This is a genomic window from Shewanella sp. 1311, from assembly GCF_059338235.1.
Genome location: NZ_CM181686.1, coordinates 2,263,176 through 2,281,511 on the forward strand (window position 1 = coordinate 2,263,176; position 18,336 = coordinate 2,281,511).

The following is an 18,336-nucleotide window of genomic DNA, read 5'->3' on the forward strand; positions in this document are numbered from 1 at the left end:
CTTAAATTTGGTTCAGTGCGGTTAACGTCACAGTGGTTTTTAACAGTCACCCGTTAAACACTCGGTTAGCGCACTGGAGGGTTGGGAGTTGGTCCCGTGCGGCTTAGTTGCTTTTTAAGCTGTCATCAACAATGCCTTGGCTGGCAAAGTCTTCTAACGCTCTAAGTCGCATCGCTATCTTGTTACGTACCGTTTTTACTTGAGCATGCTTGTGCAAACTTGCGGCCTTTTCGAGCAGTCGATCCGCTTGAGTAAGCCGCTCCACATCACCGATATGGCTTGGGGTAATGTCCCCGTTTGCTGCACGTAGTAACGCGAGTCCCGCGAATTTGTAGAACTTTGCGGTAACAGGTTCCGGCAGTTTCCAATCGTTGCGAACGCGCGCAAACACAGTGCCGAAATACGGCTCAATGCTGTGGCCATGCTCCGCTTGAGCTTCTGCCCAATCGAATACAGTGTCGGCAATAAAGCCCGGCCATTTGCGCTTGATAGCGCCTGCCATGGGCTGCCCGAGCTCAATAGCTCTGAACGACAGTTCGAGGCCGCGAGCGAGATCGCCGATATCAAATGCCCAAACTGCGCAATAAGCGAATATAGGGTTGTCCGTGATTTCATTGGGCTTATCCTGTTTCTGCTTTAAATACTCTTCGACGATGGGCAGCCATTTATGCAGTAGTATGTCGCGTTTGTGGGCGATTTTGTCGGCCCGTCGTTCAAAGGCTTTGAGCCGCTTTAGGTCTGCATTGAGCTCTATTAGCTGTAAATGCAGACTCGGCGCGTGCTCGGCGTTGCCTGTTAGCCTTACTTTTTCGAGTTGCTTTTCGGCGCTGCGGCCTTCGCGCCACGCGAGGATTCTTGCGCCGCCGACGGCTTTTTTAGCTCTGCGGTCGCTTCTTTCAGTTCGGCAGCTACTTGGCCGAGATCGTCGGTGGTGTAGGCAAGCGAACTGGCGCTATCGTCTACAGCGCCAGCGGCGTTTTCTAAGTTGGTGGCGGCGGATTCGAGATCACCAGCTGCGCTGCTTACCTTGTCGGCGGATTCGCTGACTTTATCGGCGGCATCTAAGGCGGTTTCTGCAGCGTTGCTAACAGTGGCGGCGCTGTCTTCGATTTCTGCGGTGTGTTCGATGATGCTGGTGATGTTGCCTTGGTCATCGGTGGTGACGGTGGCTTGCGCGGTTTGGTCTGATTCGTCAGCGAGGTCAAATTGCCGATTCATTTTTTCAAAGAATTTCTCTTTTTCTTCTGCTGCATTACGGCCTTGCTCAATGGCGCTATCAACATCACAGCCGAGTAGATATGCTAGTAAGTGCAGCGCTTCGTTTTCTGGCGCTGGCGTGGCTGTTGTTTCGGTAGCTGTTGGGCTTTTGACGCGTTTTGCTGCTTCAAGGCGCTTTTTAAAATCGGCGATGGCACTCATGGCAATGTCCTGCTTTGGTGTTCGGTGGAGTTGATAGCTAGGCACTGATTAGGTGCCTAGGCTTGCTTACTTATCGATTAAGCTGGCTGCGCGCCGATGGTCATTAAATCTTCATCGACTGCGGCATAGGCTTCATACTCTTCAATCGCATAACCTTCGTTGCGCCAGTATTTGTCCTCATGCTGCTTGCGGTCTTCGCTGTTTTCAGACTTACGTGATGAGGTATTTTTCTGGGTGTAAAGGTGCATGTTTGATAACGGCGTAACGACAATGCGTTTACCTGGGAAAAACGGTGGTGTGTAGGCGCGCAAACCACCGATTGATTTATCCATTTGCTGAGCGGCCACTTTTTCAGAGGGCTTATCGGCAAGGTTCATCATCTTAATTTGTGCTGCGGCAACTAGGTCGCTGCCGACTAGCACCACTAAACGAGGGTCATTACGCATTGATGGATGAATTAACGTGAGGCGCAAATCGGTCACGATTGCATCTAACGTTTTATATTCGTGAGATTTTAAGGCGTTTACGTCTGCATCTGGGTTGAAGTAAATTTCCTCACCCATGATTTGGTCTGGTGCGTTTTCTTTTACTAACTGATGCCAACCTTTGTTAACGTCTTCACCGTTCGGGTTATTGACAGGATCAGTATCACCAGCGGCGATAGTTTTACCGTTAAAGCCGATGCGGATCATGTCTAACGCGAAACGCTTAGTTGCGTTGTCTTTCATGAGTTTTAAAAACTCATTTGGGTTGCCGCTGTTTGCCCATGTTGATAACAGGTTCCATTTTAGTGATGCACAAGAATCTGTTTCTTTAAGTTCATATTTGTTGCCACCTACGCCCTGATCGGTATTAAAGCGGCCATTCACTTTTCGGCCCGTTGCAATACCGTAATCGCCCACGTTAACGACTTGACCTTGTATTTGGTCTACTTGCAATGCGGTGATCATGCCGAGGAAATCGACAGACTCTAGTAACGCTGCTCGCAGCTTGGTTTCCATCGGCGCGCTAACGCTGAACTGCTTACTGGCGTCGTCTACGCCGTAGGCTTTTGCCACACCTGCCGAGTATTGAAGCAGTAACTTTTCCGCTTCGGCGTTTAAAATTTGCATTTGGCTCATGGTTCTTTTCCCGTTCTAAAATTCGTTAAGGCGTTAATTTCGCGCCAAGTTAGATAAAGCTAATGCTTTCGCCAGTACCTGTTGGATTTGGCTCTTGGTTCGGCGCTTCGGCGCTTAATGCGTTGAACTTGGTTTCCATGCCGCCCACTTTCGCAACAAGACCGTTGATGCTTTCGCTTAATTTGCTGAACTGTTCGGCGGTGATGCCTGTGGCATCAGTCGTGGCCGCTGGCACTGTGGTGGTAACGGGTTCAGTTGTGGTTGTGGTCGTTTCCGGTTCAGGCTTTTTGCCAAAGGCTTCTACCTTGCCGTCCAGTTCGCCTACTTTTGTTGCTAGGCCATTAACTACGCCCATGAGCGTTTCAAATTGCTGTTTGTCCATTGGTTCTTCCTCGGGGTGGTCTGTTGCCGCTTCCTGTTTAGGGTCTGGCGCTTGAGTTGAAAATAAGCTAACTAACTTGCTGAACAGGCTGGCGGCTTCCGTGGCCTTATCCGTTGGTTTTTGGTCTTCTGTGCTGGCGAGTGGGTAGCTCATAACAAGCTGTTCCGGTGCGCCATATTTATGATTTGCTAAGCGGTCTTTAACTGAGAACTTAAGGCGATCAGTACCTAGGCTTGCTGGTTCGTCTGTGACGCCAAGGCCTGTTAGATAGGCTTTTCCAGTGCCCGCAAAATTCGGATCGAGTTCGATTGATGAGTAGACTTTCTGGTCTTGTTCGTTTGCTAATATCAGTTGTGAATTAGGGGTAAGTTTGCAGAATAGGCATAATTTTCCGTCAATTTCTTCGGCTTTAACTTCTACAACATCACCCCACGCGCCATACCAGCGACGATGATCAGGCCAAATTCTGGCGCCATAGGTTTTTGCGTTATAGGTTTCGGCAATGTCGACAATCCATTGGCGCTGAATAGGTACGTTTTGAAAGGTGTTCCCTTCTGTGGCGATACGTAGCCAGTCTGTCACCAGTTGAGTCATGTTTTTGCCTGCCCATTTGCTAAAAAATTACCTGTAAGGACTACAGCTTAAGGCGTTTGCAAGTGGGCGGCACTTGGCAAACTTCGGCGCAATTCCGATTTTTGCTAAATCGGAATTGATAGGAAAATTAGTCAGTTAATACGGCTCAGCAAACCAATACACTGGCGCTATGTATTCGTTAACGATGGCGTTTGACCGCATTTATGGCCTATTCACCCGAGATCCGCGAGGCAGCAAAACGGCTGTATTTAAAGCGTTGGACGCCCGACGAGATCCGCCTTGATTTAAAGCTGCCAAGCAATCGCATTATTTATTACTGGGCTGATAAACACGGTTGGCGTGATTTGCTGCGTGAGGAAGAAGTCGACGAGGCCATCGCGCGCCGCATTGTGCTGTTGACGGATATTGCGGATAAAAGCGGTAATCAGATAAAAGAGTTAGAAATGCTGATTAACCAGCATGTGCGGCTCAAAAAACAGCGGGTAGATGCTGAACGTAAGTTATCAGCTGATGATAACCAAGGCTCTGATGAGCGCCAATCTGGTTCTAAGTCAGGCGCTCATGCAAGTAAGTCGGGTGCTGATAACGACAAAGCGCCGCGCAAGGGCCGCAAGCCTAAAAACGATATTAGCGATTTAACGCCTGAGGATTTCGAGCCTTGGGTTGATAGCTTGTTTGAGTATCAAAAGCTAATGCGGGCGGTGAAGAATGATCCCACTAAGCCACGAACGCGCAACGTGCTTAAGTCGCGGCAGATTGGTTTTACCTATGGCTGTGCGGGTGAAGCGTTTGAAGATGCGGTACTGACTGGCGAAAACCAGATATTTATCTCAGCGACTCGAGCACAGGCTGAGGTGTTTCGTTCATACATTATCAAGATTGTGCGTAACTTTTTTGAGATTGAGTTAACAGGTAACCCGATTGTATTAAGCAATGGTGCCGAACTGCACTTTTTAGCGACTAGCGCTAACTCTGCTCAATCCCGCTCTGGCAACGTTTATGTCGACGAATATTTCTGGATTAAAGACTTTAAAAAGGTGAGCGCAGTTGTTACCGCTTGTGCAACTCAAACCCGCTTTCATAAAACCTACTTTTCAACGCCCAGCGCTAAAAACCACCCTGCCTACCCGTTTTGGACGGGTGATGATTGGAAGGGCGACAATAAAACTCGTGAATTTATTGAATTTCCAAAAGATGCAGAATTAAAAGACGGCGGCCGCGTTTGCCCTGATAAGCAATGGCGTTACATCATTGACGTTGAAACCGCTGTGGCTATGGGTTGCAACTTAATCGACCCTGCAGAGTTGCAAGAAGAATACAGCCCTGAGATTTATGCAAACCTGTATTTGTGTGTATTCGTTGATGATAGCGCCTCGGTGTTCAAGTTCGATACGCTTTCTAAACTGATGATTGAGGCCAGCAAATGGCAAGACTTTAAGCCGGGTGAAGCGCGGCCGTTTGGCAATCGTGAAGTGTGGCTTGGTTATGATCCGTCGCGTACTCGTGATAATGCCTGCTTAGTGGTGGTGGCTCCGCCGATTGGTGATAAAGAAAAGTTCCGCTGCCTTGAGCGGCATTACTGGCGCGGGCTCAATTTTCAGCATCATGTGAGCGAAATAGAAAAGGTGTTTAAGCGTTATAACGTGACCTATTTAGGCGTTGATACTACCGGTATTGGTGGCGGTGTTTGGGACACGATTCACGGACTGCACCCACGCGAGGCGGTGGCGATTCACTACAGCAATGAAAATAAAAATCGACTGGTGATGAAGATGATCGATGTGGTGGAAGGTAACCGCCTGCAACTCGATCAGGATATGAAAGATTTACCTGCGGCGTTTATGGCAATTAAACGCGGCATGAGTGGCAGCGGCAATATGATGACATTCAAAGCTGATCGCTCTGAAAAGGTCGGCCATGCCGACGGATTTTGGGCGTTAAGCCACGCCATTATCAATGAACCCCTTAACTATTTACATAAGAGAACATCATCATGGGCGATGCAACACTAACGGCCGCGAACGACGACACTCATATTACTGCTGAAAGTCCCGCTAAAACGGTGGTGTTTAGCATGCCCGAAACAGTGATGCCGAACATGTGGCTAACGGATTATGATTCGCTGTATTTCAACGAAATGCACGGCTACTGGGAACCGCCTGTCGATCGACAACTGCTGGCGAACTTGACCCGCCGCAATGCGCAACACGGCGGCATAGTGCAAAGTCGGGCGAATATGGCGACGGCGCGCTATACGGCTGGCGGCATGAGCACGCAGGAAATTGGCGCGGCTTTTTTAAACTGCATTCAGTTTGGCGATGTGGCGTTACTCAAGATCCGCAATGGCTTTGGGCAAGTGCTGCGCTTGTTCCCGCTGCCCAGTTACCGCACTCGCGTGGCGGGTGACGGTGGCGCAGTGGTGCTTGAGCGCGAAAATACGGTAAAGACTTATAAAGCCAAAGATATCATTTGGGTGCGAGTGTATGACCCAGTGCAACAGGTTTATGGCTGCCCCGATTATTTAGGCGGTTTACAGTCGGCGCTATTGAATGAAGATTCAACCTTGTTCCGCCGTAAATATTATATTAACGGCGCGCACATGGGCTTTATCTTGTATTCCACTGACCCGAATTTAGATGCGGACGTCGAGAAAGATATCAAAGAGAAAATCCAAGAATCTAAGGGCGTGGGTAATTTTAAGTCATTGTTTGTGAACATACCGAACGGTAAAGAGAAAGGGATTCAGATTATCCCCGTTGGTAATTTTGAATCGAAAGACGAGTTTTTTAACGTCAAGGCGGTATCTGCGCAAGATGTGTTTAACGCGCATCGGTTCCCCGCGGGTTTGGGCGGGATGATCCCGACGAACACGGCTGGCCTTGGCGACCCGACTAAGTATGATGAAGTGTATTTTAAGAGTGAAACCCGCACGCTGATCAACATGTTTGTCGATGCGGTTAATCGTGACCCCGAGATCGGCAGCAAGTTGAAGTTGGTGTTTGATATGACGACAGGCAGCCAAAGCGCAGCGGTTTAGTGCTCATTTGCTGATTTGTATTGTGTAAAAGCCCTCAATTGAGGGCTTTACTGTTTAAAAAAACAGTATGTTGGCTTACACTATGCGTTGTTCATTAAGCAGACGATTGGGAGATCGGTATGCGGATTTTATGCCCTACTTGCCACAATAAAGCAGTGATCGGTAAAACTGATCGTTTAAGTGCAGCCCATGCAAATTTATATTGCTCGTGCACTGACCCCGAATGCGGTCACACGTTCGTCACCAATGTGTCGTTTAGCCATACGCTTAACCCTTCTGCAAAAAATACCACTGAGTTAGTCACTGCGCTGGTAAAGGCGCTGTCACCCGATCAGCGCCGCGCTTTACAACAAGAACTGTTATTTTAAGCCGCTTGCCTGTTTTCTGGTGGATTGATGCCGTGCTCTTGCAAGCAGTTGTTTATGAGTTCGGCGAGTAATGATATTGCGATTTCCTTTTCTATTGCTGTGCTGTTGCACTCGACTGCTTTAATGACCAATTCCATTTGTTTAACTCTAATCAAATCGCACATTTAGCGCGTACTCCTTGTTTTTTTAACTTATATTTAACTAATCTTTGATGATTAGCGAACCTAAATCCCTTTTGTTACGTACGGTATAATATCGACTTTAGTGATGATGCTTAGGCAATTTGTTGCTAGTTGGGCTATGTTTTTAAGCAGCTTTGTGCTGGTTTTTTATAAATGTGATCTAGAACAATAAGTCTACTCAATGACAATAAGCCTAAAAATGATTGGGCAACGGATTGTAGATCAAAGGAAAATGCGCGGTATGACGCAAACACAATTATCTGAAAATGTTGGTATTAGCACTCGAACCTTGTCTAAAGTTGAAAACGGGTTTGATATTAAGCTAAGCCTTTTTTTGGCGATATCGGACGCACTTGGGGCGGATGCGGCCGAGCTGTTGCAGTTGAGTGGCTCGCGTTCGGCACTGACTGAGGCCAATGTGCATGAGATTGAGCAGCACCTGCAGGCGATTAAGGCGCTGTTGCAAAAGTGAGGTTTACTGCTGGTAAAACAAAGCCCTCGAATGAGGGCTTTTTTACACTACTTTTCTAGTGTTGTTTTTATGCTTTGTTGTTATTTGATGCAGCGTACTGCATGGCAAGATCCGCTTTTTTGTTTAATGCGTTTAATGCGGCGCTAAAGTGCTGCTGTGTTACCCCATAACGGGCATAGGCGCGTTTTGCGGGTAAACCGTCCACAAGGTGCGCCCGTAGCGCATCCTTTTTGGCTTGGCTGCTGATACTGGTTAGCATTAGCAAGATGTCTAACTGCTGCGCGCTTTCGCAGCCTTGGATGAGTGTTTTCATTTTGCGGTACTCCATAGTCTTAATTGTCTATAGCGAGCAAAGCGGCCATCACGGCTTGGCGTTCTGCTGCTGGTAATGCTTCAAAGTTTTTCGCCCATCTTTCGGCCTTGCGCTTAATCCGTTGGCGGTCGGTGAAGTCTTTACCTGCAAAGGTGTGGTAATGCTGTTCGCCTGGCAGAAAGTTGCACCATACCGTTTCAGTGCGAACCCCGCCGCGCGTCATGGCTTGAAAGTCTTTGCTGTACCAGTTGTGCAATTCCACGTCATACAGCTGATTGCGGTAGCCAGAAATGATGATGTAGGTGTCTGGTGTGTTGGCTAGTTTCTTAATGGTGGCTAACAACTCGGCATGATCCGCGTCGGTGAGTTCGTTTTTATATCTGGCGTTGCTGGTGCGAGTTGAATGCACGTAAGGCGGATCAAGATAAATTACCGTTTTGCCGCTTGGTGTAAATGCTTTTAGCCATTCGATGGCGTTAGCGTTGATGATGTTCATAGATATATTTAGCTCTGCTGCAGCATGGTTAAATTTGTCTATGACGCTTTGATTTATTTCTATGCCGATATTGGTTTGCGCTGGCGCTTTGCGGCGCATGATGGCACCCGTACCGAGGAATGCTTCGACATAGGTTTGGTGTGGCGGGATCAGGTTAATGATGGCCTGATAAACGCCGCTACCATTTTTGGCGCCTAAATAGCTTTTTGCAGCAGCTGTCATAGATATTTCCGCCCATGGCCAACATAGTCACGACTGACTAGCATCGATACAAATCTGGTACCACAAAGATAAAGCTGACTATGGTTTTTCATGTTCTATCTTCCCGCTGTTCTATTGGCTACCGATTGGCGCAGTGCTTCGCGTTCTGCTGGTGTTGGCATGGCTGGCGCGTTGTTGGTTGTGCTGGGTTTGGTTGGTTGGCCACTGGCTTTGACTGCGGCATAGTGGCGCTTGGCGGCGACGATGCCGTTGAGCACGGCGCGGCATAGCTCGCGCTCGGTGTCTGGTTGGCTGGCTATCCACTGGCCTATTAGTTGACGTAATGGCTGCTTGCCGTTCGCTTGGCTGCTAAATTGGGTGAGTACCGCTTGGCAGCGTTGATAACGGGCAAGGCACTCGCCTGTTTTTTCATAGGCCGTTTCGATTTTTTGGCGTTCGTCGGTGGTGATCAGGTTAAAAAGGTTCATCGTCGTAGTCCCCTTCGTCATAGGCTGATACGGGTTGCTGAGTGGGTTCGTAAATACCTGGTGATGCGTATTTGTCTTTGCGGTGCAACTCGACAATATCTGCCAGCTGCTTAAGTGCGCGTTTTGCTGTGGCTGGCGTCATGCCTGAGATCCACTCTTCAACGTCGCGGCCTGTGTCGATTAGCTGCCATGCTTGCTGACGCAGCTGCTTATCGAGTGCCTTATCGCTGGCGCGTTGGTAGGCATCGAACTGATGATTTAATCCGGCATCGTCGTAATCGCTGGTGTCTCGCGGATTAAATGGCTGACGACTGACGATAAGCATGCCGCTGCGCAGCCGAATGAACTGATGAGAGCCATTAACCACGGAATCAATGACAGCCCCCGCACGTAGGCGTTTAAGATCATCCGCGTCGAGTCCCAACTTTTTTCCCTCTTGGATTAAGAGGCGATCCCCTTTTGCGATCTTTTCATTGGTTTTGATCGACTGCGTACAGTTATTGCCAGTGCTCCAAGTGGCGCGGTTGTCACCGCTTTTAGAAGCAAGATCAAAAGCACAATCAAAAGCCAAATCAAAAGCCCGTTCATCGGCGCTGGGTGGCTCTGTGGCTGACTCTGGCGAGCGGATTTCCCAGCCGTCGAGGCGGGTATTGATTGGTGTGTGGTTTTCGAGCGACATCACGCCCATGATTTTTTGCACGTCTTCGCCGTAGGTGTTGGCGCCGTCGTGGGTAACTTTGGCGAGTTGCACTGGCCTTTCAGCACGTTTGCAGAATGTGCCGCCCATGACCTCGACATAGCGTGACCAGTTGCTATTGTCTGCGGCGTGGCGTGCCAGCTCGATAATGTCGTCAAAATCTATGGCTTCACGCAGGCGGCGCAGCTCGCGCCAAACCGTGACGCTAGGGCCACCGATTTGTTGAAACTGGCGAATATTCCATGTGCTGGCCCACGCCGCGACATTTTGCGCGCCGTGTTCGCCGCTGGTTTCGGCTTCGTAGTCGTCATCGACTTGAAAGCCGTCGATATTTTTGGCGATGTATTTAGCGATGTAACCCGTAGCGCTACCCTTGGCTGGATCGATGGTTTTAAAATCGAAGCGTGGCTGATAACGCTTATGTTCGTTTTCAATGTCATGCGGCGCGTTACCAAAGTCGTGCAAATCATGTTGCAGCGCATAACTGCGAATGATTGATCTGGCAGCCTCTAACTGTTCCGGCTTGAAAAATAGCAATAGATGCCAATGCGGCGTGGCGTCGTGGTGCGGCTCGACCACGCGAAAGCCAAATACTTCGATACCTTTGCGGGCTAATTTGCTGCGCGCCTTGGCCCACTGCTGGCAAAGATAGGCTTGGGTTTGCTTTGGGGTTGCGCCGTCGTAACGCTTGTTGGAGTAGGTTTTTCCCTTTTTGCTTTTACCCCATGAGTGATAACGGCTTGGGGCTGTCCATGTGTAAAACTCACCCACGCAGCCTTGCTCGACGGCTAAGTCTTCAAAGCCGCGCATGCGGACCATGAGTTCAGCGCGGCGTACTTCTGGGTTAGCAATGGAGGCGGCAACGGCATCGGCTAGGCTTAACTCGATGCCGTGTTCTTCGTTGACGACCATCATGCTATTTAGCCATGCGGCGTTAGCGCGCTTGCGGGCTTTATACTGTTTAAAGGCGTGATGACTGACGTAAGGCGATACCCCGCCGCGCACTTTGCCGACGATAATGGCGACGTGCTCTTCGTAATGGGTATAGGCTTTGTCTAGCTTGCGTTGCCACCAAGCCTCGTCGGTTAGGCGTGCAATCGCGCCCGCGATCATGTCGTACATGGCTGGCGACGCATCAAATAAGCCGCTGGCTTTTTTATCGCCGTAGTCTTTAAAGCTGGGCAACATGGGGCAAAACTGCCATTGGTCGGCGGGTTGTTTTACGCCTTTGAGCAGTTCGAGGGCATCGACTTGCACTGTGCCAAACTGCGTCATGTTGTTGAGTATGCTGGCGCAACGGTCGGCCCATTCGGTGCCAATGCTGGCGCGGCGGTCGTCGGTTTTTAGGTGGCAAATGGGGATCGGGAATTGCTGCATGATAAGACGCAGCGACTTGCAGCGTTTACGCAGCCAAATGTTAGCACTACGGCCAAGATTGAGCGCACGGCGCTTGCGGCAGTATTCACGAAAGAGGGTTACTGCGACATCTTCGGGTAAGTCGATAAGCTCTTTTACCGACCAATTGAGGTCGGTAATCGCGTGCGGCGTGGTAAAAATAGCCGTCACATTGACGGCTGATTTACGGACCAAATCATCGTGAGTCATTAGGCTGCCTTGGCTTTTAGCTTTTTAGCTTTTGGCAGGTCTTCGCTGATGATGTGGCTTAGGCCGTTCGGCATAGTTGGGAAGCGGTTGCCACGGTCCCAAATAAACCATGAGTATTCACACGAATCACTGCCGCCACCCACAAAGCGCGGGCGCGGGATTAGGATCGGCGTTTTTTCAGGGAAGCCCACTTGTGCCCAAAATGGCACCCGTAACTTGCTGCCTAAAAAATTCACCCGTTGCAGATAGACTAATGTGCCGTCTGGTGCCAGTTCGCTAAACGACTTAAGCAAAAACTCAGTGGTTAACGAAAATGGCGGGTTAGTGATGATCACATCTTGCTGACTAAATGGCGTGGTTAAGTAATTCACCCCGCGATCAAGTTCAGCCCAGCTTTTTTGCGCTTCAGGCAAATTGATTTTTTCGTATATCGCGCCAGTGCCTATGCAGGGCTCTAAAAATCGGTCAGTTGCACGTAATACCAATTTCGCGACTAAGGCGTCGACGGCGTTATCAGGTGTCGGGTAAAGTTCGTGTTCGCGGACATTGCCGTGTGTGCTGCTCATATGCCTGCCGCCCGTTCAACTTCGCGTGATAAAACCATGGATAGTTTGTCTAGGTTTAAGGCTTCTTTTCGCCATGCTTCATAATTGTTGAAATCGACAAATTCTAAATGCGCCTCAACTGACCCTTGCAAGTAACGCTTAAGCTCTCGGCTACGATGATCAACATAATGGCGGATGCCATCTAAGCTACTGACGCCTAAATTGCTTAATGCCTGCGCTGCTTCATGGCTAAAACCTTCCTGCTTGGTTTCGCTTAGTTGAGCAAAACAATGGTCGATATTTTCTAGCAATATCTTTTGCATTATTTCTGGCCGAACAGGCTCACCTAAATGACCAAAACCCGCGAAAAAGTCGCCTATTTCGCTTTTGACTAATTTTTTAAGTTCTATAACAACTTGGTTGGTACTCATAGCGCACCCCTTAACTCTTGCAAACTGATACCCAGCTCTTTGGCGAGGGCAATGTCTTCGATGCGGCGACAGGTTTCACGACTAGCGCGCTTTTGCGCGCTGACTTTTACCCGCTTGGCGAACGGCTGGCCGTCGCTGCGAATGCCGTTAACGACATCGGCGCGCATTTGGTTGCGAGTTTTGTAGCCGAACTCGGCTAAGATTTGGCTGTGTTGGCTCATACGAAACACATCCCCGTATCACAAAACTGGTCATAGATATCAAACTGCTTAGGTTTGGTTGTAAAAATGACTTCACCTAGCTTTTTCCCTGAACCATGGATTGTTAACCAAGGAAATTCTGTTTGTATTTGCTGTTCAACTTCGATTGCTGCGTTAAAGTCAGATGGATGATTAGCTTTCATGTCTAACCATTCTTCATCTGTCCTGTTTGGGCACATATAACAAGATGATCTTGGTGGTTCAGGCAATCCAAAATCTTGCACTATTTGAATGGCCTGACTTCTGATTACTAGTGACTCGAATAATGGATACCTTTTTTGCCATTTCCCACTGGGGTACTTGACTCTTCTTGGTTCATCAAGTGACATACCAATCCAAAAATCAACGCCTTGCTTTGTAAGATTTCGCTGTCCAAATCGCTGATTTAAATAACGTTGAATAACATCAGATTTCCACTTGCTAGAACAGAATCCCGGCTGTTTTCCTGATGGAGTACCATCGGAGTCATTTCCATTGAATGAGGTAAACATTGGCATCAAAACTGATTGTTCATCACCGTCATAAATTAAATCTGTAGTTGTAAACTCAGACTTTTTAGCTCTAACGTATTCAACTCCAATAGCGTCACATAACGGTTTTATGTACTTTTCTTGATAGTCCCAAACTGGTGAGAACTCTCGCTCAGTGTCAGCGATAATGACTAAATCAGGCTTTGGAATGCACCCCATGGCGACAAGTACAATCAGGCATGCAGACTGAGTGCCGCCCCCATTTGATAGCACCTGCATCCGTTCGTTATTTGGGGTAAATTGGCGAGCTAATTTCATGCTGCTGCCCTCACTCTGTAGAGTTCTGCCACATCGTTCATGGCGATATTTAATGAACCGCATAACCATCCAAGCAGCGGATCAGCCAAAACATAAATTGCAACACGTTCTAAGCCTTCACCCATGCCGCGATATTTGGCTGCGGCTTGTTCTAGTCCACGTTCTAGCGCGTTGGCGTGGCGTGAATACACATCCGCCATTAACTTGCGCATGGCTAAATGCTGCGGATTGCTTAAGTCAAATTGCGGCCCGTTGGCCGCTGTGGTTTGCACGTTCATGATCAGGCCGCCTGTATTTGTTGAACTGCGATGTTATTGCGGATGGCGATTAAGCGAATGCCAATGGTTTTGCCGACGGCTGGCGCGAGAATGTCGGCCACGGCCTTGAGGGATTCGAGCACTGCTTCGACCATTTCGCGGTCAGCTGGCGTGCTGAGTTTTAAAGTTGAGATAACGCGGTTGGCTTCGGCGGCAATAGCTTGGGCTGGGGTGGCTTGCGCTGTGGTGATGTGTGCTGCTATGCTTGGTTTCATCATTTGGTGTGTCCTCATTGAATGATTGGGCCATAACCGTTACCGCGGTTGTGGCTTTTTGCTTTCTAGTGTTTTTCAATCTCGTTAATGTCAGCGCTGAGTGAGGCTGCGAGTCTGTTAATTTCTGCAAGTGTGTTATCCACATCGCTATTGACCTCACGTTCTATTGGCGCGGCTTGACTGCGGGCGACGGGTTTAAGTGCGCGTGGCGGGAAAAACTGGTCACGCGATAACGGCACACAGCCAAAGGCTTTGCCGAGATCGAGCAGCGCGATAATCGCCACGCGAATGGCTTCGCGTTCTTCTAAAGTCAGGCTGAGCAATGGCAGGTTGATGTATTTAGCTGGGCGTAAACGGGCGGCAAATAAGATCATCGCGCGCTGCTGTTGGTTAAGTTTGTCGTACTGACTGGCGGCGCTGCTTTTACCCAACATGTTACGAATGGCGGCAATGGCGGCTTGCCCCGCTTCGCCGTGGTGTTCGTTGGCGGCGTGCAGTGGTAATGCGGTTGGCGCTGACTTAGTGGCTAGTTGCTTCATCATCATTAATCCTTACATTACGCCCGGCATGGGCATGGTTTGCACTGCGTCAAACGCGACGGACAACACGGGTATCGCTTGGAATTTCTGTTCAACGTCATGCACAAATAACGCGAGTTGCGACATGGCTACGCAGGCGCGCTTTACGGCTTCATGGCGCATGCGTTCGGTGATGCCACCGCGCCGCGCTTTAACATCTAATGCCATGTTGCCCAGCCATCCCGCGTTGGCGCTGATTTCTAGCGCTCGGTCTGTCAGTGACATGCGTTCGCACTGGTTTAAATCTTCAATCACCATTGATGGCGCGCAGCCCAGTTCGAGCAGCATGCCGTCGATAATGCAGCGATTGCCGCTGGCTTTAGCGATGTCCACGGCTTCGTGGATGCTGAGCTGATGTGGCTGGCTCAGTAGCAATTTATTGCGCAGCATTTGCGGCTTATTGAAGTGCGCCGCTTTGGCGATTTCGCTCAATTGCTCACCGTCGGCAAACTGCCTTAGCGCACCCGCGATATGTGGCTGGTGCGCTGCTTTGGCTGTGCTTTGTGTGCATGGGCTGGTGCTATACATGGCCGCAAATCTCCGTTTTGCTATTCTCGTATTGCTGAATACATCGGGTTAATAACCGGCTTGTTCGGCCAGTTGGTTTGCCTGTTTAGTCAGCGCGACCATGTTTATAAGAGGGGTATCTTTTGGGCGAACTTTAGGCGCGATAGGTAATTGACCTTGGCGCGCCATGTCTTGGATTTTGTTTAGCGATAGACCAGACATTGCGGCGTATTGTTGATAAGTGATAAACGGTGCACCGATGTGCAGGACAAGTTCACTCATTTGCTGGTATCCTTCTGTTTATGTGTACCTGTAGCATGTTGGCGCATGTTACTGGTTTAGGTGTTTTCATTTGGTGAGGCTATGATTGATCAAATGTCTGAGCTAGTCAATATCAAACGGTCAACTTTTCGTTACCCATTAGACAAACCTTGCTCGTTTGAAGGTGGCAAGACGATTATTGAACGTTTAATTACATTATTTAAAGTTAGAAATAGAGTTGAACTTGCTGATATTTTGGGCATGACTACTGGCACAATTGCCACTTGGCAAACCCGCGATACGATACCCTTTGAACTATTGGTAAGAATCCATTTAGCTACTGGTGTATCAATGGATTACCTCTGTTTTGGCGGTGATGATTCATCTATAGATGTGATGGCTCACGCAGTTTCTAATATTTCAGAATATAAAGATGGGAAAGTGATTACTGTTGAAGAACGGCTCGCTACTTATCGCTTACCTTCACTAAAAATATTTTCAATTGAAAATGGTCATTTGAAACCAAACGCTGAAATTTACACCGATAAATCTTTCATGCGAATGGCTGGTGTTAATGGTATTGACACCGATATGGTGATCAAAGATGGTCATGTGCTGCTTTTTATCAACTCAAATGAAACTGCGGTTTCAAATGGCCGCTATTTATTTGCTATCAATCAAACTTACCAAATTGGTGATCTGCGCATGCTGCCAGATGGTTATGTGTATCTGTTCCATGAAGGTGATAAATATCAAGTCGACCCAAACACCACCAAGATCCATGGCAAAGTGGTATCAGTTTTAGAAAAGGTTTAACAAGGAGGTTTTATGAGTGAGCACCTAAAAAATACTAAGGTGATTTGGCAAGGAAAAGCGAAGACTGTTGAGTTTTCTTATGTTGATTTTCAAGGTAATAAAACAAGACGTAAAGTTGATGTTAGTCATGTACTTTTTGATGCCGATAATAATTACCTGTATTTGCAGGGGCATTGCCACTTAAAAAATGCCGAACGTCATTTTAGAGTTGATAAAATTGAGACTATGTTATTGATTGGCTCTAAACGTATGTATGTTGAAGAGTGGTTATGTGATTTAGGTATTGATGATCCTCACGATTGCATCGAGCAACAAAACTTATCCGCTACTCAAAGTTTTTTCCAAAAACCTGAAACTAAAGCTGAATTCAATAGTCGCGCTAACAATCCCTCACTTGCGCCAGTAAAAGGAGGTAAAGGCTGTTTAGGCATTATTGTTTTTGCTGTTATTTTCGCAACTGCAATGTATTTAAGTGAAGATAAACTTAAGTTAAATAATTTTATCAGTAAGTTAGAAACGCCGATCAATAGCAAGCCTGCTACCGTTTTTACCTTTGGTGGTGACAATAAGAACTTTTGCTCTGTCTCTATAAATGATGACTTTTTCAAGTCGCAGAAGGGTGAATTTTCTAACGTAAGGCGTAATGAACTGCAATTTGATATGAGCTGCAACACTGGCGGCAATTACTACGTTATCTCCAGCAATCACGATACCTATGCCAAAGTTAAATTTTATGGCCGCAGCGAAACCCCAAAGACTATTTATGCCAATATCGACGCAAAGCTAACCACGCCCGATGGTGATTCGTTATTTGTTTCAGGCAGTGATATTGCCGTTTCTTTAGAGTAACCCTATGTCAGTTCGCAATCTAAAAGACGGCACCGATAAGCCTTGGCTATGTGAGTGCTACCCGAACGGCCGTGAAGGTCGGCGGGTGCGCAAAAAGTTTGCGACTAAAGGCGAGGCCACGGCGTTCGAGTTGTTCACCATGAAAGCGGTGAACGATAAGCCTTGGTTGGGTGAAAAGGCGGATAACCGCCGTTTGTCTGAGTTGATACAGCGTTGGTATGACTTGCACGGCAGGCAGTTGAACTCGACGTATGGCCGTATGCGGCGAATGCAGATTTTTTGCAAAGTGCTCGAAGATCCTATCGCGAACTGCATCACGGCAAATGACTTTGCTAACTTCCGAAATTTACGCATGAATGGCGACTTTGTAGACGAGCGCAATCGCTCTCGCATGGTGAGCCCGTCTTCGCTTAACACTGATTTATCTTACCTTAAAGCCATGTTTAATGAATTGCGCCGACTGGGTGAGTGGAAGTATCCCAACCCGTTGGCTGACGTTAAGCCCTGGCGCACTGATGAATTAGAACTGAGTTATTTGCATACTGAAGATTTACCGAGATTATTGCATGAGTGCGAACAAGCGATTAACCCGCACTTAATCTTAATTGTTGAGATTTGCCTATCCACTGGATGCCGTTGGTCTGAGGCCGCAAATTTGAAAGGCTCACAAGTTAAGAATGGGCGGATTACGTTTATCAAAACGAAAGGCAAACGCAATCGAACAGTGCCGATCAGTGATGAATTGTTTAATAAGATACCCAAGAAAAACGGCCCATTATTTAGTGTTCCTCGCCACGATTTTGCATCGGCAGTCAAACGGGCTGGGCTCACGTTCCCCAAAGGGCAAATGACGCATATTTTACGCCACACTTTTGCATCACATTTTATGATGAACGGCGGAAATATTATTGTTTTACGCGATATCTTGGGACATACAAATATTGAGTTAACGATGCGCTATGCCCATTTTGCACCTGAGCATTTAGACGATGCTATCACTAAAAATCCGCTGGCAAATCTTGATAGAAAGTGGCGACAAAGTGGCGACGTTTAAATGCAACATGCCATAACATACCGCAATATAACGCCTCTAAATGATTGATATACCTGTAAGTTACTGTTTTTACGCATGCTTATAAGTTATAAGTTATTTCCATCGCATACCACCTTGATTACTGAACAAGCAGACTAGGGAGCGACAGGAATAAAGTCAAGAGGGGCGCGCATATCTATACCCAAACAATCTGAAGATGCAGGATTCAGCGGCTGATGTTAACGGAATGGTAACGCACTTTAGGCAAGGCCCTTTATTGCTCCTGCATAAATGGCATTCACGCCATCCATGGCGATTGCGGTTATTTGCGGACCTAGTGGGCTAAGTTAAAAATAACCAA

Annotated in this window: 24 protein-coding genes; 7 read left to right on the plus strand and 17 right to left on the minus strand. The window is 47.9% G+C overall.

From position 1 onward, the window contains the following. Positions 1 to 103: 103 nt before the first annotated feature. The 4 genes from gpM to AC5YB3_RS10105 form a co-directional block, all read right to left on the minus strand. A complete protein-coding gene (gene gpM / locus AC5YB3_RS10090; protein ID WP_494527181.1) occupies positions 104 to 853 on the minus strand; it encodes a phage terminase small subunit in 750 nt (249 codons plus the stop codon). Next, a complete protein-coding gene (locus AC5YB3_RS10095; RefSeq protein ID WP_494527059.1) occupies positions 802 to 1,419 on the minus strand; it encodes a hypothetical protein in 618 nt (205 codons plus the stop codon). Before AC5YB3_RS10095 ends, gpM begins: the two co-directional genes overlap by 52 nt. 77 nt (positions 1,420 to 1,496) lie before the next feature. Beyond that, the gene (locus tag AC5YB3_RS10100) at positions 1,497 to 2,540 is read right to left on the minus strand and encodes a phage major capsid protein, P2 family (RefSeq protein ID WP_494527060.1); all 1,044 of its coding nucleotides are present in this window, start codon (positions 2,538 to 2,540) and stop codon (positions 1,497 to 1,499) included. Positions 2,541 to 2,589: 49 nt separating this feature from the next. Then, positions 2,590 to 3,516 carry a GPO family capsid scaffolding protein gene (locus AC5YB3_RS10105; protein WP_494527061.1) on the minus strand — a complete coding sequence of 309 codons (927 nt, stop codon included), beginning with the start codon at positions 3,514 to 3,516 and terminating at the stop codon, positions 2,590 to 2,592. 191 nt (positions 3,517 to 3,707) lie between these two features. Here AC5YB3_RS10105 and AC5YB3_RS10110 point away from each other — a divergent pair, with 191 nt between their 5' ends. From AC5YB3_RS10110 to AC5YB3_RS10125, 4 genes are all read left to right on the plus strand, one after another. Next, entirely contained in the window at positions 3,708 to 5,528 is a 1,821-nt protein-coding gene (locus AC5YB3_RS10110; protein ID WP_494527062.1) for a terminase large subunit domain-containing protein, read from the plus strand. Beyond that, positions 5,510 to 6,553, plus strand: a complete 1,044-nt coding sequence (locus tag AC5YB3_RS10115) for a phage portal protein (protein WP_494527063.1) — start codon at positions 5,510 to 5,512, stop codon at positions 6,551 to 6,553. Before AC5YB3_RS10110 ends, AC5YB3_RS10115 begins: the two co-directional genes overlap by 19 nt. A gap of 119 nt (positions 6,554 to 6,672) precedes the next feature. Then, positions 6,673 to 6,921 (plus strand): Ogr/Delta-like zinc finger protein, encoded by a 249-nt coding sequence (locus AC5YB3_RS10120; RefSeq protein ID WP_494527064.1) that lies wholly within the window; start codon positions 6,673 to 6,675, stop codon positions 6,919 to 6,921. Positions 6,922 to 7,302: 381 nt separating this feature from the next. Beyond that, complete coding sequence (locus AC5YB3_RS10125) at positions 7,303 to 7,575, plus strand: helix-turn-helix domain-containing protein (RefSeq protein WP_494527182.1); 273 nt, start codon at positions 7,303 to 7,305, stop codon at positions 7,573 to 7,575. Positions 7,576 to 7,642: 67 nt separating this feature from the next. On the opposite strand, the gene AC5YB3_RS10130 is transcribed toward AC5YB3_RS10125, so the two are convergent. The 13 genes from AC5YB3_RS10130 to AC5YB3_RS10190 form a co-directional block, all read right to left on the minus strand. Next, entirely contained in the window at positions 7,643 to 7,888 is a 246-nt protein-coding gene (locus AC5YB3_RS10130; protein WP_494527065.1) for a PapB/FocB family fimbrial expression transcriptional regulator, read from the minus strand. A 19-nt stretch (positions 7,889 to 7,907) separates the two neighbouring features. Beyond that, positions 7,908 to 8,606: a DNA adenine methylase gene (locus AC5YB3_RS10135; protein ID WP_494527066.1), complete on the minus strand. Its 699-nt coding sequence runs from the start codon at positions 8,604 to 8,606 to the stop codon at positions 7,908 to 7,910. A gap of 95 nt (positions 8,607 to 8,701) precedes the next feature. Continuing rightward, positions 8,702 to 9,073 carry a hypothetical protein gene (locus AC5YB3_RS10140; protein ID WP_494527067.1) on the minus strand — a complete coding sequence of 124 codons (372 nt, stop codon included), beginning with the start codon at positions 9,071 to 9,073 and terminating at the stop codon, positions 8,702 to 8,704. Further along, positions 9,060 to 11,375, minus strand: coding sequence for a replication endonuclease (locus tag AC5YB3_RS10145; RefSeq protein WP_494527068.1), 2,316 nt, complete (start codon positions 11,373 to 11,375; stop codon positions 9,060 to 9,062). Before AC5YB3_RS10145 ends, AC5YB3_RS10140 begins: the two co-directional genes overlap by 14 nt. Then, positions 11,375 to 11,941 carry a TRM11 family methyltransferase gene (locus AC5YB3_RS10150; protein ID WP_494527069.1) on the minus strand — a complete coding sequence of 189 codons (567 nt, stop codon included), beginning with the start codon at positions 11,939 to 11,941 and terminating at the stop codon, positions 11,375 to 11,377. The genes AC5YB3_RS10145 and AC5YB3_RS10150 overlap by 1 nt, the downstream gene beginning before the upstream one ends. Next, positions 11,938 to 12,351: a hypothetical protein gene (locus tag AC5YB3_RS10155; protein WP_494527070.1), complete on the minus strand. Its 414-nt coding sequence runs from the start codon at positions 12,349 to 12,351 to the stop codon at positions 11,938 to 11,940. The genes AC5YB3_RS10150 and AC5YB3_RS10155 overlap by 4 nt, the downstream gene beginning before the upstream one ends. Then, positions 12,348 to 12,572, minus strand: a complete 225-nt coding sequence (locus tag AC5YB3_RS10160) for a hypothetical protein (RefSeq protein WP_494527071.1) — start codon at positions 12,570 to 12,572, stop codon at positions 12,348 to 12,350. Before AC5YB3_RS10160 ends, AC5YB3_RS10155 begins: the two co-directional genes overlap by 4 nt. After that, positions 12,569 to 13,399, minus strand: a complete 831-nt coding sequence (locus AC5YB3_RS10165) for a hypothetical protein (protein WP_494527072.1) — start codon at positions 13,397 to 13,399, stop codon at positions 12,569 to 12,571. The genes AC5YB3_RS10160 and AC5YB3_RS10165 overlap by 4 nt, the downstream gene beginning before the upstream one ends. Further along, positions 13,396 to 13,677, minus strand: a complete 282-nt coding sequence (locus AC5YB3_RS10170) for a hypothetical protein (RefSeq protein ID WP_494527073.1) — start codon at positions 13,675 to 13,677, stop codon at positions 13,396 to 13,398. The genes AC5YB3_RS10165 and AC5YB3_RS10170 overlap by 4 nt, the downstream gene beginning before the upstream one ends. Positions 13,678 to 13,679: 2 nt before the next feature. Then, positions 13,680 to 13,934 (minus strand): hypothetical protein, encoded by a 255-nt coding sequence (locus AC5YB3_RS10175; protein WP_494527074.1) that lies wholly within the window; start codon positions 13,932 to 13,934, stop codon positions 13,680 to 13,682. Between the two features lie 62 nt (positions 13,935 to 13,996). Continuing rightward, positions 13,997 to 14,473: a hypothetical protein gene (locus tag AC5YB3_RS10180; RefSeq protein WP_494527075.1), complete on the minus strand. Its 477-nt coding sequence runs from the start codon at positions 14,471 to 14,473 to the stop codon at positions 13,997 to 13,999. Positions 14,474 to 14,482: 9 nt separating this feature from the next. Further along, complete coding sequence (locus tag AC5YB3_RS10185) at positions 14,483 to 15,037, minus strand: phage regulatory CII family protein (RefSeq protein ID WP_494527076.1); 555 nt, start codon at positions 15,035 to 15,037, stop codon at positions 14,483 to 14,485. Positions 15,038 to 15,085: 48 nt separating this feature from the next. Continuing rightward, a complete protein-coding gene (locus tag AC5YB3_RS10190; RefSeq protein ID WP_259567083.1) occupies positions 15,086 to 15,298 on the minus strand; it encodes a DNA-binding protein in 213 nt (70 codons plus the stop codon). 81 nt (positions 15,299 to 15,379) lie between these two features. Here AC5YB3_RS10190 and AC5YB3_RS10195 point away from each other — a divergent pair, with 81 nt between their 5' ends. The 3 genes from AC5YB3_RS10195 to AC5YB3_RS10205 are packed head-to-tail and all read left to right on the plus strand — an operon-like array spanning position 15,380 to position 17,996. Then, positions 15,380 to 16,093, plus strand: a complete 714-nt coding sequence (locus AC5YB3_RS10195) for a helix-turn-helix transcriptional regulator (RefSeq protein WP_263266046.1) — start codon at positions 15,380 to 15,382, stop codon at positions 16,091 to 16,093. Between the two features lie 12 nt (positions 16,094 to 16,105). Further along, on the plus strand, positions 16,106 to 16,942 hold the full coding sequence (locus AC5YB3_RS10200) for a WYL domain-containing protein (protein ID WP_494527077.1): 837 nt from the start codon (positions 16,106 to 16,108) through the stop codon (positions 16,940 to 16,942). A 4-nt stretch (positions 16,943 to 16,946) separates the two neighbouring features. Next, entirely contained in the window at positions 16,947 to 17,996 is a 1,050-nt protein-coding gene (locus tag AC5YB3_RS10205) for a phage integrase (protein ID WP_494527078.1), read from the plus strand. Positions 17,997 to 18,336: the final 340 nt, after the last annotated feature.